The organism is Bradyrhizobium sp. in8p8 (genome assembly GCF_000426845.1).
GTDB lineage: Bacteria > Pseudomonadota > Alphaproteobacteria > Rhizobiales > Xanthobacteraceae > Bradyrhizobium > Bradyrhizobium japonicum_C.
In genome coordinates, this window is record NZ_AUGD01000003.1 from 504,711 (window position 1) to 519,458 (window position 14,748).

Genomic DNA, 14,748 nt, shown 5'->3' on the forward strand with positions numbered 1-14,748 from the left:
CGACGGTCGCGGTCCATCCGACGGAGCATCCGATGCGCGATCTCGACGACTACGAACCGCACCACGAATCCTCACCGACTGACCACGTCCTCAACGAATTGCAGCTCCACGGCTACCGGCCTTTCGCCGACGAACCCGATCAGCGGCTTCTGCCGGACGGCAACGCGGTCGCGGGCGCGGTCGCCGACATCTTCGACGCCCTGATCGTGACCCTGGAGGACACGCGCCTCGAACCCGACCTCGACGATCTCCTCTGGTCGACCGTGAACGTCTTTCATCGCGCCGCCGAACGGATCAACCGCGAGCTCGACGACAACGAGCAGGCCCAAAAGCGCTCCCAACGCGAACAGGACGGCAGCGAGGTGAAGTCGGTCGATCTCGAGCGCCTGATCGCCGAGGGCAAGACACAGGTCGAACGCCAGACCGCCTTCGAACTGATGCGCGACCAGGCCGCCGAGCACTACGAACGCCAGGTCGGCAAAGCCTGGCTCCCGCGGTCAGGATCGAAGGTCAATCATCGCAACCTCACCTCGGCGATGATCGACAGCCGCGACTTCATCATGGCGAAGAAGCGTGCCGAGCAGGAAGTGCTCCTGCCGCCTGGACCGAAGATCGCCGTCACCGGCGGGCTCGATTTCGACAACCATCACCTCATCTGGGCCAAGCTCGACCAGGTTCACGAGAAGCACCCCGACATGGTGCTGATCCACGGCAAGTCGCCGAAGGGTGCCGAGAAGATCGCTTCTCTCTGGGCCAGGAATCGCAATGTCCCACAGATCGGCTTTGCACCCGACTGGACGAAGCACGGCCGGGCAGCACCCTTCAAACGCAATGACGAGATGCTGCAAATCCTGCCGAAGGGCGTGCTGCACTTCCCCGGCACCGGCATCAATGACAACCTCGCCGACAAAGCCAAGAAGCTCGGCATCCCGGTGTGGAAATTCGGCGGCGCGTAAGCGCCGCCGCATCGGGCACCTGCTAAACGGCCAAGCCTATGGCATAACGCAACGAATGCAGCGACTGAAGCCACTCCCGAAACCGGCACGTTCGGACGCCGTTCTCGCTGCGGTTTTCCTGGAGAATGCCACCGTGAAGGCTGCAGCCGCCGAATGGGCGGCGGATCAAGGATTCGACAATCAAGCCCTTCATGCGATTGCAATTGCCATCGAACTCCTCCTCAAATCCTATCTGCTTAACGTCGCGACCGATGATGTTTGGAACCGCGCGAACATCGGGCACGATCTCGCCAAGGCACTCCATTATTCGGCTCAAGCCGGCTTGGTGCCTCCTTCACGCATCGAGTGGATTATCAGCCACCTCCATCCGCATTTTCAGCGTGGCGGGTTTCAGCGCGAGCCGTCGAGGAAATGGCCACCAGGCTTTGCGGATGACGCAGGTGAGGTCGCACGGCAGCTCGCGCAGACAGTACGGCTTCACCAACGTCACGGCCACATCGACTCGGCTCCCAGCCCGGAGAAGACCACTCCCCGCTGAATGGCGCTGGTCCTTGGTCCAGCCGATGGCCTGACGCCATCAACCCGTAAAGGGTCGGACTACGCATAGCGTGCCGCCGCGCCGGCGTTGCCTGCGCGGTGATTGCGGCCATCGGCCGAACACATCGGGCGCCTGTCAGCGGGGGGATGGTCCTCCGCTCGAAACAGGAGCCGGATCGATGTCCTTCCCCGACGCACACGCCTTCGCCTTCAGCCTCGCCACCACGCTGATGGCCGTCATCGTCATCTTCCGCGCGGGCGACGGCACTCTCTCGGTGACACCCGCAAACGAATACGACGGCGACGTCTCGGAGATCGTCCACGAGGTCGATCCCTTCGCGCCATGACGGCGCGCCACCCTTCCAGGCGACGCGGAGACCCCTGCGGTTTCCGCTCCCGACGGAGCACAGCTTTTGCTATGCTCCCGAATGCGCCGTGGTGGTGGTGGAAGGCGCGACCGTCAGAATTTGCTCTTTCGGAGACACCACCATGATTATCCTCGGCATTGTCCTATCCTTCGCAGCCATCGGCATCTTGTGCTGGTTGCTGTTCACGCTCGCGGTGTTCGCACTGCCATTCTTCGCGGGCGTGACCGCCGGCACCTGGGCCTATGACACTGGCGCGGGCTGGCTCGGCGCCATCCTTATCGGCATGCTCGGCGCCGGCCTGACGTTGGGCGTGGGGCAGCTCTTGCTTGGAATTGTCCGCCCGCTCTGGGCACGCCTGCTGATCGCGCTGGCATTTGTCGCACCCGCGGCGATCGCCGGCTTCCACGCCACGCATGGCATCGTGAAACACACCATGCCGTCGGAGACCTGGCAGCTCGTGTTCTCCGTCATCGGTGCGGTCGCGGTCGGCGTCACCGCGTTCGCGCGCGTCGCTGGGATGGCAAGCACCGGCCCGTCCAGCCAGGGCATTGCACCAGCCTGACACCACGACGGAACCGTCGCCGGGACGACCAGTCGGGGGTTTCAGCCCTCAGCGTTGTGCAGTTGGAGAGGGAGCCGCGTCACCGGAACCTGACTGAAGCCCATCGTGCGGCCGCCTCAACAGCGCCCGGATTTCTGCTCGGCGCCTCTGTGCGCGGGAACGGTGCAACACGAAGTCGAGGGCGTCATCTCCACTGGCCGACTTCGAAACGAAAGCTCGACCCTCGCCTGTACAAGGGGAGGACGGGTCGCAGATGATCTTCAGCTTGCGCCGTCTGCTGGTTGCGACCGGGTCGCCATGATCTTCCGTTCCTGATTGTCTCCAGACCGCTCCGAACGGCCTCTCCAATGGCCTGATCTGACCGAAGGACGGCTGCGCCTCGACCGCCTATGCCGCAACGGCGCGTCCCGACTTTCTTCCCCTGCCGGCCAAGGCCGTCATTCCTCGCGAAACAACAAAGTCGTTCCTGCCATCCTCCGCGTTGCTCCGGTCGCAAGCGATGCGGCGTCGGTCGCCTCCGGCCTGTCGATCGCCATCGAGGCCGCAATGGAGCGGTCCCGAAAACGAAACGGAGACTTACAATGGCGACCATCGGCACCTTCAAGAAGACCGGCTCGAACGAGTTCACCGGCGAAATCGTAACCCTCAGCGTCCAAGCCAAGGGCGTGCGCATCGTCCCCGACACCCGCGCCACCGGCGAGAACGCCCCCAGCCACCGGGTTCTGGTCGGCCGCGCGGAAATCGGCGCCGCCTGGTCCAAGCGCTCCAACGAGGGCCGCGACTATCTGGGCCTCAAGCTCGACGATCCGAGCTTCAACGCCCCCATCTACGCCAACCTCTTCGACGACGAGGACGGCGACACCCACTCGCTGATCTGGTCCCGCCCGACCCGCCGCGGCGACTGAGCCCCGAGCAAGGCCCCGGCCGAACAGGCCGGGGCCTTTCCACTGCTAGCGCGAATCACTTCGGCCGCCCGGCGAGGGCACCGCCAGCCCTGAGACGCCGATTACCCTCGCAATGGGCGCAAAGAACGACTATTATAGATGGGGTATTCGGGCACTCCCTAGCCAACAAAGTCGTGGATGTTCCTGAATTCCTCAGCGATTCAGGGGGCATCATGCGAGTTGGGTGAGTCAGCTAAAACTTCTATGATCCGGCACGATGCGACTTTCCCATTGTCGCACGATTTGATCATCCGAGTGAGCTCGCTCTTAAGTCCGAGAAGGCGTCGGATCCGCACCTCGACGGCTTCGAGCTGATCGGTGGCAATTCGGCTCACCTGCTCACAAGAGGACTCTGGCCTTTCCTGCAGAGCGAGCATCGTCTTAATAGCCGGGATGTCGAAGCCGAGATCCCTGGAATGGCGTATGAACGTCAGTCGCCGAACATCCTCTGCTTCATAGAGGCGCCGCCTGCTCTCTGTGCGGGGCGGCGGCGGGATGAGATTGATCCGCTCGTAGTAGCGGATTGTCTCGATATTGACGCCTGTCCGTTGTGACAAGGCTCCGATGGTGATCATGGCGAATTCATTCCGTAACGGTGGTTCGAGTAGGGATAACAACTGGGCGGAAGCGTCATCGGCATCCGTGCGCCGATTGCCGTTGGCCGCTGAGCGCCAACCCTCAGGGCACGTTCATTCCGACGGCGTGTGAGCGCGCAACTCCTCCAACCAGAGGCGGGCGTTGCCATCCGACGGAGCGCGCCAATCGCCGCGCGGCGACAGCGAGCCGCCAGCAGTGACTTTGGGGCCGTTCGGCGACGCCGAGCGCTTGAACTGGCTGATCGTGAAGAAGCGATAGAGGAACACCTCCATCCACGATCTGATTGTGGGCAGATCATATGCGCGACGGCGCTCTTCCGGATACTGTGGAGGCCAAGCTCCGGCGGTGGCGTCACGCCAGGCATGGAAGGCCAGGAAAGCGATCTTCGACGGCTTCAGGCCATAGCGCGTCAAATAAAACAGGGTAAAATCCTGCAGTTCATAAGGCCCAATCTTCTCCTCCGTACTTTGTAAGGCGCCGCCTTCGCCGGCCGGCACGAGTTCTGGCGAAATCACAGTGTCAAGAATGGAGAGCAACGTGCCGTTCGTTGCCTCATCGAAGGCGGCTGACTGTGCCACCCAGCGGATCAAATGCTGGATGAGTGTTTTCGGCACCGACGCGTTGACGTTGTAGTGGCTCATATGGTCGCCGACACCGTAGGTCGACCAGCCGAGCGCGATTTCGGACAGATCGCCAGTGCCAAGCACCATGGCGCCTCGCTGGTTGGCTGCACGGAACAAGATGTCCGTGCGCAGGCCCGCCTGCACGTTCTCGAACGTCACGTCGTAAACCGGCTCGCCTTGCGCGAACGGATGCTGAAGTGACGCCAGCATCTGCTGCGCCAACGGCTTGATGTCGATCTCCTCGGCGGTGACGCCGAGACTACGCATCAGCGTCCAGGCATTTGCCTTGGTGGCCTCCCCCGTCGCGAAGCCCGGCATCGTGAAGCCGAGAATGTCGGACCGGGGCCAGCCTAGCCGGTCGAACGCTTTCGCCGCCACGATCAGCGCGTGAGTGGAGTCCAGACCACCGGAGACCCCGATGCAGACGCGGCGGATGCCCGTCGCCTGAAGGCGCTTCATCAACCCCTGGACCTGGATGCTGTAGGCCTCATAACAGTCCTGGTCGAGGCGTGCCGGATCGGCTGGAGCATAGGGGAAGCGCGCGACGGCCCTGCGCAGCCCGAGGTCCGTCATCGACGGCTCGAACCGGAAGCCGATACGCCGGAACCTGTCTTCAGGCATAGCTTGTGCGATGGCCGCCTCGTTGAAGGTGCCGGTGCGCAGGCGCTCCAGTCTGAGCCTATCAACGTCGACATCGGCGATGGCCATTTGCGAGTCCTGCGGGAACCGTTCGGTCTCTGCCAGCAGCTGCCCGAGTTCATAAATGCAGGCTTGACCGTCCCAAGCGAGGTCCGTCGTCGACTCGCCCGGACCGGCCGCGGAATAGATGTATGCAGCCCAGCACCGCGCCGATTGGGTTGCGCAGAGCAGCCGGCGGGTTTCGGCCTTGCCGACAGTGATGTTGCTGGCCGAGAGGTTGGTAAGGATGAGAGCGCCAGCGAGCGCGGCAAAGTCGCTGGGCGGAGCCGGTCCCCATACGTCCTCGCACAGCTCGACGTGGAAGACGAAGCCTGGCAAATCCTCGGCCGCTAAAATCATATCCATTCCGAAGGGGACGGACTGACCAGCGATCTCGATGGTAGCGCCTTTCAAGTTTCGGCCCGAAGCGAACCAACGCTTTTCGTAGAATTCCCGATAATTCGGCAGATGTCCTTTGGGAACAACACCCAAAATGCGCCCACGATGGACGGCGACAGCGCAATTGTAGAGTCGTCCTTCCCGCACCAGCGGCGCGCCGATGAGCAGAACCGGCGAAAGCTCGCGGCTCGCGGCCGCGACTTCCTCGATCGCTTGTTCCACCCGCTGCAGCAACGCGGCTTGGCCGAGAAGATCGTCAATCGCGTAACCGCAGAGGCCCAATTCCGGGAACACCATCAGCGCAACACCCTGGCGCGCACCGTCGCGGGCGAGCGCGAGCGTCTCAGCGACATTGTAGCTGGGATCGGCGACTTCGCATTTCGGTGTACAGGCAGCCACGCGAACGAAACCCTGCTGATAAATCGAATAGAAGCTCATCCGCCGGTCTCATCTCGTGTTCTTGCGGTGCCCGATCTCGGCACCAAGTGGCCGTGACCGCTGTTACGGCGACCGGGTTCAGTCACGGCCTCGACCCCTCGCAAGGGTTGATTCTGTAGTTACTACAGGATTTATATACCTATGATCGGGGCGTGTGAACCCACGCGCGATGAGTGGTCGCCCCCGGTCTTTCATCACCACAGGCAGGCGGCGGAGGACGACAAGGAGCAAGGACAGTGTTCAAGAGGCTCAGTTCTGACCAGGTGGGCATTGTCCGAGCCTCAGCCGTCGCGCTCGCCTTCGCGGCGGTCGTCCTTGTGGTTGGCTATGCCTGGCTGCCTCCTGAATTGTTCGGCCTCAGCCCAGAGATGGACTTCGGTGAGCGGATCGCGTTCACGTTGAAGGCGAGTATTCTCATGTTTCTCTGGCTGGCCGGCTGCGTCGGCGCGGTGAGCAGAGGCAGGTTCTATTCGCCGGCGGATATACGGGGCTCGGCGTTCGGCAAACCCAGCCCGGCAATCGCCGTGCGTGCCGCGGTGCTGCAGAATTCATTGGAGCAGACAGTACTGGCTTTTGGCGCACATCTGACCCTAGCAGCGCTTCTGCGAGAAACCGAACTGGTGCTCATACCGCTGCTGGTTGCTCTGTTTCTGGTTGGCCGCATCACCTTTGCATTCGGCTACGCCAAACGAGTCTCAGGCCGGGCTTTTGGCATGGCGCTCACCGGCGCCTCAATAATCGCGAGCTATGGAATTGTGGTCGGGCTGATAGCCGCCGGACGCTGACGTCTGTCGCTCGCTTGGACGGCAAAAAACGATTGAAAGGCCTCTTGCTCCTGTAGCCACTACAGAATGTATGGTGCGTGAAAGGATTCGAGCCGGGCTCGAGAGAATAAGCAAATTTAGGAGACCGCAATGACTATTGAAGCCGAGGCTAGAAGCACCTTAGGCACGTTACGCTTCAAGGTTGAGGGCTTGGATTGTCAGAACGAAGTTCGGATGCTTCGTGCCGCGGTCGGTCCCGTCGTCGGTGGCGAGGACAAGTTGTCGTTCGACACCAAGGGCGGTGTCATGGAGGTCGCGGGCCTGACCGCTCCGGCACTCGATACCATTGAGCAGGCGGTCGCTACCACTGGAATGAGGGCACAATTGCTGGCTGAGCTGGATAAGTCCTCCGCGTCGGCGTGGCTGTTCAAGGTCGAGGGCCTCGATTGCAAAAACGAGGTCGCGATGCTCAAGCGCGAAATCGGCCCTCTGGTTGGCGGTGAGGACTGGCTCGCCTTCGACACAGCAAAGGGGTTGATGACGGTCGCGCCTCAGCACCGTGCCTCGATCGACGAACTCGTGAGCGGCATCTCAAGAACCGGGATGTCAGGCTCTCTCATCCAGGATGGTTCGGCCGAAACCATGCTCCTGCGTGTGCGCGGCCTCGACTGCAAGAATGAGGTGGCTGCTCTGACCAGGGAACTGGGACCGCTCGTTGGCGAGGATAAGCTCGCCTTCGACACTTCGCAGGGTGCGATGACCATTGCACCTCAGAGCGGGACAACCCTCCAAGAGATCGAACAGGCGGTCGCGCGAACCGGGATGCGGGCTGAGCTGTGGACAGCGCCGGCCGTTGCTGAGCAGGCAACCTGCGATGCCGCAGGATCCGCGTGCGGTTGCGCGACCAACGTGAAGGAAGCCCTCAGCCCGCCGCCGATCAATCTGCCTGGCGGCGTTGTCTATCGAATCCATGGCATGGATTGTGCCGACGAGATCGCCGCCCTGAAGCGCGAAGTCGGCCCGCTCGTTGGTGAGGACAAGCTCGCTTTCGACCTTCTTAACGGCCGCATGTCGATCGACATGGCGCCTGACGCCGCCTTGGAGGCCAAGATCGAGAAGGCCGTTGTACGCGCCGGCCTGCAGGCGGAGCCCTGGACCGAGGGCGCCACCAGCGAAGGGGCACGGGCAGAAGAGCGGCGCAGACGCATTCAATCATGGCTGACTGCTGCGAGCGGCCTGTTCGTCGCGATCGGATTTGCGGTTCACGCCTGGGTCGGAGGTGGAATCATCGCGGCCTTCGAGGCAGGCGAACATGGTGCAGGTGCAACGCCGCTGCTAAGCGTCATTCTCTATACGCTCGCCGCGCTTTGTGCTGTGCGTTACGTGGCCCCGAAGGCTTGGCTCGCGGCCAGGCGCCTGCGTCCCGACATGAACCTCCTGATGGTGATCGCCGTCGTGGGTGCGATCGGAATTGGCGCTTGGTTCGAAGCCGCAACGGTTTCGTTCTTCTTCGCGCTCGCCCTTGCTCTCGAGGCCTGGAGCCTCGGCCGAGCGCGGCGGGCCGTGGCGGCCCTGATGGAGCTCGCGCCGCCGACCGCGCGCATCATGCTTGAAGACGGCACGGAGAGAGACGTGCCGGCAGCCGAAGTCCGTGTCGGTTCGCACATCATTATTCGACCTGGCGATAAAGTACCGCTCGACGGCCGTGTGGCCGCCGGAGAGAGTGAGGTCAACCAGGCACCGATCACCGGCGAAAGCGTCCCGGTCTTCAAATCGGAAGGAGACGACGTTTTTGCAGGCACCATCAACGGCGAAGGCGCGCTGGACGTCGTGACCACCAAGGCGTCAAGCGATACCACGCTCGCGCAGATCATCCGCATGGTCGGCTCCGCGCAGGGCCGGCGGGCTCCCAGCGAGCAGTGGGTCGAGAAATTTGCACGCGTCTATACGCCCGTCGTTATGGCGCTCGCGATAGCCGTTTTTTTGGTGCCGCCGCTGTTGCTCGGTGGTGGCTGGGAGGTTTGGTTCTATCGCGCCCTCGTATTGCTCGTGATCGCCTGCCCCTGCGCCCTTGTCATCTCGACGCCCGTGACCATTGTGGCTGCCCTTGCGGGAGCTGCGAAGCAGGGCGTGTTGGTGAAAGGCGGCGTCCATCTCGAGACGCCGGCGCGCTTGAAAGCAATCGCCATGGACAAGACGGGGACGCTCACCGAAGGACGTCCTCAGGTCGTGGAGATCTTGGCGCTCGGCAGCCGAAACGAGGATGACCTTCTTCGGTTAGCAGCAGCCCTCGAGGCGCGCAGCGAGCACCCCATCGCCCGCGCTATTTTGGCGAGGGCAACAGAAAACGGCATTGCCGCACAACCGGCCGAGGCCGTCCAGGCCATCACGGGTCGCGGCATGACCGGCCGCGTCTCCGGTCGCGAAGTCTGGCTTGGGTCACGCCGCTACCTCGATGAACGCGCGGTCGGCTCACCGGCCATCCTGGAACGCGCCGACACACTTTCCGGCGCTGGCCGGACCATTGTCGCCGTTGGCGACGGCCAGGAAGTCTGGGGACTGATCGCTGTTGCCGATGCTGTGAGGGCTGAAGCCAAGGATATCGTCACCGCGCTGCATCGGGCGGGCGTGGAAAAAGTGGTGATGCTGACAGGCGACAATCGGGCCACCGCCGAGGCGATTGCCAAGCAGACCGGCATTGATGAAGTTCGCGCGGAACTTCTGCCCGGCGACAAGGTCACGGCCGTCGAGGACCTGGTTCGGCGCTATGGCGTCGTCGCCATGGTGGGTGACGGGGTCAATGACGCCCCTGCCATGGGCCGCGCCAATCTCGGCATTGCCATGGGCGCAATGGGGAGCGACGCAGCCATCGAAACGGCAGACGTCGCCCTGATGTCGGACGACCTCTCCAGACTTCCCTGGCTCGTGCGCCATTCACGAGCCACGCTCGCCGTCATTCGGCAGAATATCGCCTTCTCGATCGCCGTGAAGCTGTTGTTCACAGTGCTGACGGTGATCGGTCTCGCATCCCTTTGGGGCGCGATCGCCGCCGATGTTGGGGCCTCCCTGCTGGTCGTTCTCAACGGTTTGCGGCTCCTCAATCGGGAACAGCGCCAGAGAGATGGTGGCCCAGTCGGCGGCGCAAAGGTTCGAGCACAGGAGCGCCAGCATTCCACTGTGGCTCGCCCTGCAACTGCGCATTGAGCCAATAGCGGCCGCCCTGTATTGGGGCGGCCGCTGACGACAGAAATGCCGATCAGAACCCGAAGAACACAAGGAATCATCGTGGCCGAACGTCCCGCTAGAAATATCGCGATATGGGTTGGCGGCGCATTTGTGGCCGCGCTTCTTTTCGACGTTGCTACGAAGTGGTTGATCATAAATGCCGTCATGGTCCCGCCACGCGTGATCGAGGTTGTGCCCTTTTTCAACCTGACGCTCGGCTTCAACACCGGAGTCAGCTTCGGGATGTTCCAAGATGTCTTCCTCGAGCATCCGTTGGTGTTGGCCGGGATCAAAGTGGCGATCACGGTCGGTCTTCTCGTTTGGGCAATGCGGACCCGCAGGACCATTGAAGCAACGGCTCTCGGTTTGATCGCCGGCGGCGCCGCCGGCAACATCGTTGACCGCGTGCATCAAGGCGCGGTGACAGACTTTCTCGATTTTCACATAGGCAACTGGCATTGGCCGACCTTCAACATGGCGGATGTTGCAATCAGCATTGGCGTCGCGCTGCTCCTGGCTGGATCGCTTTTTTCGACCCAACCGGTGCTTCGCACGCAGGAGCCGCTTAGCAACGGGAAGCGCTGAGCATGGCGGCGCTGGAAATATCGTTGCTCGGGCTGGCGACAGCGGCCGCTGCCGGCGCTATCTCCTTCCTTTCACCCTGCGTCCTGCCGCTCGTGCCGGGCTACCTGTCCTATGTCGCTGGTGGCGCCGGCACGACCGGCAGCAGTGATGCGGTATCCCGGCTTCACATCTTCCGCCCTGCGCTGCTGTTCGTGCTCGGGTTCACGACCATATTCGTGCTGCTTGGAGTCAGCGCGATGGCCCTCGGCGGCCTTCTCCAACGCTTCCAGATGGAAACCAACCTGATCGGCGGAGCTCTGGTCATTGTCTTCGGTTTGGCGATGACGGGGCTCCTTCGCCTCCCGATACTCATGACCGACCGCCGATGGAACGGACCGCGCCAGGTCAATGGACCGGTCGGCGCCTTCCTGCTGGGTGTCGCCTTTGCCTTCGGCTGGACGCCCTGCATTGGCCCGGTATTGGGCTCCATCCTCACGGTAACCGCGACGTCATCAGGCAACGGCGCGATTCTTCTCGGAACTTACGGCCTCGGCCTCGGTGTGCCGTTTCTCCTCACGGCCCTCTTCATGGGAAACGCGGCAGCCGCATTGAAGCGCATGCGCCGCGTCGGTGCCGCGCTGAACATCGGCGGTGGTGCGGTCATGATCGGCGTCGGCGTTTTGATGATGACCGGGAGGTTGCAGGAGATCGCCATTTGGATGCTGATGACGTTTCCGATGCTGGGAGCGATCGGTTGAGGGACTCGCTGGCTGCCGCGAATTGCTGCGACTCGTCAGTCGGCTTCAGAACCCCCGCCGAACTTTGGCGCGTGATTCATCGGGGCGCGCCCGCGCCGCGCAACAACCGGGAGCCAGAATGACGGGAGCGTGTACTCAAGGCGTCGACACCGGATTCGTGGCGCTAGGCTATGGCAAGGTCGCCCTGCTCGGACTTGTCCAAGGCATCACCGAGTTGCTACCGATCTCTTCGACCGCCCATATGCGGATCGTGCCTGCGCTGCTCGGTTGGCAGGATCCTGGCTCAGCCTTTTCAGCCGCCATGCAGCTTGCAGCGCTTACTGCAGTCGTCAGTTATTTCTGGAGCGACGTGAGCCAACTAGCCACCAATTCGCTGCGTGCCGTCGCAAATCGGGATTTCCGAGATCGACACTTCCGCTTCTCGGTCGGAATTCTCCTTGCCACGATCCCGATCGGTATTGCCGGCCTTTCCTTGTCTGGAGCGTTGAACGCGTGCGGCTCGCCGCTTCGTACTCTCGAAGTCATCGGCTGGGCGTGCATCGTCATGGCTGTCCTCCTGGCGCTCGCGGAGATTTTTGCCCGGCACCGACGAACGCTTGAGAACACATCGGCCATCGATGCAATGATCGTGGGAATTGCTCAAATCGGAGCGCTGATTCCTGGCGTTTCGCGTTCAGGCTCGACTTTGACTGCGGCGCTCGCCCTCGGCCTGAAGCGAGATGAGGCGGCGCGGTTCTCATTCCTTCTTGGCCTGCCGGCAATCGCCCTGGCTGGCTTCAAGGAGCTCTGGGAACTCCACAAAGTGCAGCTTTCCGCCGACGGCTGGTCACTACTTCTTGTCGGGCTCGTCGTGGCTTCTATTTCCGCGTTCTGTGCGATTTGGGGGCTGATGCGCGTTCTCGAGCGTTTTTCCGCCTGGCCGTTTGTTATTTACCGAGGTGTTCTCGGTATCGTACTCATCTGGGCGGTTGCTTTGGGCTATTTCACTTGAGATGCAAAATATCGGAAACGTGTATGAGTGAAAAACAACAAGAAGAAGGTGAAATCGAGCTTGACGCGAGCAATGCCGCCGAACGCAGGACTCTTATCTGGGTTCTTGCCATAAACTTCTTGCAGGTGATCGTGGCCGGTGTCGTCGGCGTTATCGCAGACTCGACAGGTCTCTTGGGTGCCGCCCTGGATAATTTGGGAGATGCCGGCGTTTATGCCGTCAGCCTTTATGCCGTCGGCCGGACGATCGTGGCAAAGGTGCGAGTGGCGCGTCTTTCGGGTTTGCTTCTGATCGCCTTTGGACTTGCATTGTTCGTGGAGGTGCTTCGCCGTTTCTTCGTGGGTGCCGAGCCAATCGGCCTCGCCATGATCGTCACGGCTCTCGCCAATGCCGCGCTTAATGTAGTTTGCTTAAAACTGCTGCGGTCGCATCGGGATCGAGGTGTGCATCTCAAAGCGTCCTGGATCTTTACGACGAACGATATGCTGGCGAACGCCGGCATTGTCGCGTCGGGTGCCGCGGTCATGTTCTTCGCGTCCCCGCTGCCTGACCTAATCATCGGGTTGCTGGTTGGCGGCATCGTGCTCAAGGGTGGCTGGAATATCCTGAAGGAGGCGCACGATGCAATAGGTGATGGCTCGTCGCGGCCCAAGGGCCAGTCTAGTCCCGAGAACGACTGAAATAGTCGTAGTTTACAAAATGGTCTGTAGATTGGTTATGAGACGTGTCGACTCTTGATTCGGAGGAGTTCGGCATGTCTCAAAGCTATTATATTGGGCTGGATGTTTCCGCCCGAACAATCAATCTCTGCGTTGTCAACGCCGATGGGCAGGTAGCGCATGAACGAAAGCTTTCATCCAATCCGGAAGAGATTGCGCAGCATATCCTGTCGCTCCCGCTTCCAGTCGTCCGCGTCGGTCTCGAAGCAGGGATGCTGTCTCAGCACATTTATGGGCATTTAGCCGAAGCCGGCATTCCCATCGTGTGTGTAGAGACCCGGCACATGAAGGCGGCTCTCTCCGCGCAACTCAACAAGACCGACCGGCATGATGCGCGCGGAATCGCGCAGATGATGCGCGTCGGCCTCTTCAAACCCGTCCACGTCAAGACGCCGACAAGCCAGCGCCTTCGGACCGTCCTGACGGCCCGCCAACTCCTGCGAAACAAGCTCCAGGATGTTGAAAATGAAATCCGTGGTCTCATCCGAAACTTCGGATATCACCTCGGCAAAGTCACGGCGCGCGATTTCGAGCCGCGAGTACGGGAACTGATCGCAGGAAGCGACCTACACATAGTCGCTGATACGCTCCTGTTGGCGCGGCGATCGCTGCGGGAGCAGTTCGGTCGGTTGGACGATTTGCTTGTCCGTCTCGCGCGGGACGACACTGTTTCGCGCCGGTTTATGACGGTGCCGGGGGTCGGCCCGCTCGTAGCGCTCATCTTCCGGGCAACGGTCGATGTCCCATCTCGCTTCACTCGGTCGCGAACCGTTGGTGCCCATTTTGGTCTGACGCCGCGCAAGCACCAATCCGGCGAAGTGGATCGCACCGGCCGCATTTCGAGATGGGGTGACGCCATGACGCGCAGCGCGCTCTACGAGGCAGCACAGGTGCTACTGACTCGCGTAAAACGCTGGTCCACCCTAAAGGCTTGGGCTGCTCAGGTCTCGCGACGTCGAGGCCACAAGAAGGCGATCGTCGCCCTCGCTCGCCGCATCGGTGTCATACTGCATCGCATGTGGGTGGATGGAACTGAGTTCGACTGGGGTAAGCGGCCAGAGGCCGCCGCTCCTCTGACATAGGTTCGGTCAGGCGCAAGTCTGACTGAGGCGTCTCCCTGCGAGGGGACGAGGGACGGTGAGTTCGCAAATACGACTTGGCAGCGTCGGCATGTCCAACGCGAAGCCGCATTATAGATTGCTCCGCCGGCTCTTCTGATCCCATCCTGTGGCGGCCTCGTGCCGACCACGAAGAGAAGCATGATCCTCGCGGGAATACGGCTCAAAGCTGATCGTCGGGCCGGACCAATTCCATGTGGCTGACGCCGAGGGCCTGAGCCAATTCATAAAGCGTGATCACGGTCGGGTTCCTCCGGCCGCGTTCAAGGCTGCTGAGATACTGTTGACTGAAACCGGAGCGCGCTTCGACCTCTTCCTGGGTCAGGCCTTTCTCCCGACGCAGGCGGGCGAAGTTCCGGCCGACCAATTTGCGCATATCCATGCGCAGGAGGATCGTGATTTACATACTTTGAGTTTATCAACTATAGTATGTAAATGAGCCAGCGGAGCGCGCGGGAAGCCTCGCTATCCGATTGGCCCGAATAGAGAAGTCGTAGTTCTGGCAAG

15 protein-coding genes are annotated in these 14,748 nt (G+C 61.7%); 12 read left to right on the forward strand and 3 right to left on the reverse strand.

Annotated features, from left to right (window positions below; genetic code table 11):
- Positions 1-32: 32 nt before the first annotated feature.
- From K408_RS0112495 to K408_RS0112515, 5 genes are all read left to right on the forward strand, one after another.
- Positions 33-956: a DUF2493 domain-containing protein gene (locus tag K408_RS0112495; RefSeq protein WP_006022616.1), complete on the forward strand. Its 924-nt coding sequence runs from the start codon at positions 33-35 to the stop codon at positions 954-956.
- Positions 957-1,089: 133 nt separating this feature from the next.
- Positions 1,090-1,494 (forward strand): hypothetical protein, encoded by a 405-nt coding sequence (locus tag K408_RS0112500; protein ID WP_155248356.1) that lies wholly within the window; start codon positions 1,090-1,092, stop codon positions 1,492-1,494.
- A gap of 178 nt (positions 1,495-1,672) precedes the next feature.
- On the forward strand, positions 1,673-1,840 hold the full coding sequence (locus K408_RS42725; RefSeq protein WP_006022614.1) for a hypothetical protein: 168 nt from the start codon (positions 1,673-1,675) through the stop codon (positions 1,838-1,840).
- A 142-nt stretch (positions 1,841-1,982) separates the two neighbouring features.
- Positions 1,983-2,423, forward strand: coding sequence for a hypothetical protein (locus K408_RS0112510; protein WP_006022613.1), 441 nt, complete (start codon positions 1,983-1,985; stop codon positions 2,421-2,423).
- A 581-nt stretch (positions 2,424-3,004) separates the two neighbouring features.
- Entirely contained in the window at positions 3,005-3,328 is a 324-nt protein-coding gene (locus tag K408_RS0112515; protein ID WP_006022612.1) for a DUF736 domain-containing protein, read from the forward strand.
- A 200-nt stretch (positions 3,329-3,528) separates the two neighbouring features.
- On the opposite strand, the gene K408_RS0112520 is transcribed toward K408_RS0112515, so the two are convergent.
- Both K408_RS0112520 and K408_RS0112525 read right to left on the reverse strand, forming a co-directional pair.
- Positions 3,529-3,942, reverse strand: a complete 414-nt coding sequence (locus tag K408_RS0112520; RefSeq protein ID WP_024338473.1) for a MerR family transcriptional regulator — start codon at positions 3,940-3,942, stop codon at positions 3,529-3,531.
- Positions 3,943-4,056: 114 nt separating this feature from the next.
- Positions 4,057-6,102, reverse strand: a complete 2,046-nt coding sequence (locus K408_RS0112525) for an NAD(+) synthase (RefSeq protein ID WP_024338472.1) — start codon at positions 6,100-6,102, stop codon at positions 4,057-4,059.
- 236 nt (positions 6,103-6,338) lie between these two features.
- Between K408_RS0112525 and K408_RS37980 the strand changes: the two genes are divergently transcribed.
- The 7 genes from K408_RS37980 to K408_RS0112560 all read left to right on the forward strand — a co-directional run bounded on the left by K408_RS37980 (position 6,339) and on the right by K408_RS0112560 (position 14,205).
- On the forward strand, positions 6,339-6,887 hold the full coding sequence (locus tag K408_RS37980; protein WP_024338471.1) for an MAPEG family protein: 549 nt from the start codon (positions 6,339-6,341) through the stop codon (positions 6,885-6,887).
- Between the two features lie 213 nt (positions 6,888-7,100).
- Positions 7,101-10,070 carry a heavy metal translocating P-type ATPase gene (locus tag K408_RS0112535; protein WP_233203725.1) on the forward strand — a complete coding sequence of 990 codons (2,970 nt, stop codon included), beginning with the start codon at positions 7,101-7,103 and terminating at the stop codon, positions 10,068-10,070.
- 81 nt (positions 10,071-10,151) lie between these two features.
- Entirely contained in the window at positions 10,152-10,676 is a 525-nt protein-coding gene (gene lspA, locus K408_RS37985) for a signal peptidase II (protein ID WP_044411231.1), read from the forward strand.
- 2 nt (positions 10,677-10,678) lie between these two features.
- Positions 10,679-11,413, forward strand: a complete 735-nt coding sequence (locus K408_RS0112545) for a cytochrome c biogenesis CcdA family protein (RefSeq protein ID WP_024343497.1) — start codon at positions 10,679-10,681, stop codon at positions 11,411-11,413.
- Positions 11,414-11,531: 118 nt separating this feature from the next.
- On the forward strand, positions 11,532-12,404 hold the full coding sequence (gene uppP, locus K408_RS0112550; protein WP_024343496.1) for an undecaprenyl-diphosphatase UppP: 873 nt from the start codon (positions 11,532-11,534) through the stop codon (positions 12,402-12,404).
- Between the two features lie 23 nt (positions 12,405-12,427).
- Positions 12,428-13,084 (forward strand): cation efflux transmembrane domain-containing protein, encoded by a 657-nt coding sequence (locus tag K408_RS37990; protein ID WP_024343495.1) that lies wholly within the window; start codon positions 12,428-12,430, stop codon positions 13,082-13,084.
- 74 nt (positions 13,085-13,158) lie between these two features.
- Complete coding sequence (locus K408_RS0112560; RefSeq protein WP_024343494.1) at positions 13,159-14,205, forward strand: IS110 family RNA-guided transposase; 1,047 nt, start codon at positions 13,159-13,161, stop codon at positions 14,203-14,205.
- Between the two features lie 199 nt (positions 14,206-14,404).
- Here the strand turns inward: K408_RS0112560 and K408_RS0112565 are convergent, their stop codons facing one another.
- On the reverse strand, positions 14,405-14,623 hold the full coding sequence (locus K408_RS0112565; protein ID WP_024343470.1) for a helix-turn-helix domain-containing protein: 219 nt from the start codon (positions 14,621-14,623) through the stop codon (positions 14,405-14,407).
- Positions 14,624-14,748 lie beyond the last annotated feature (125 nt).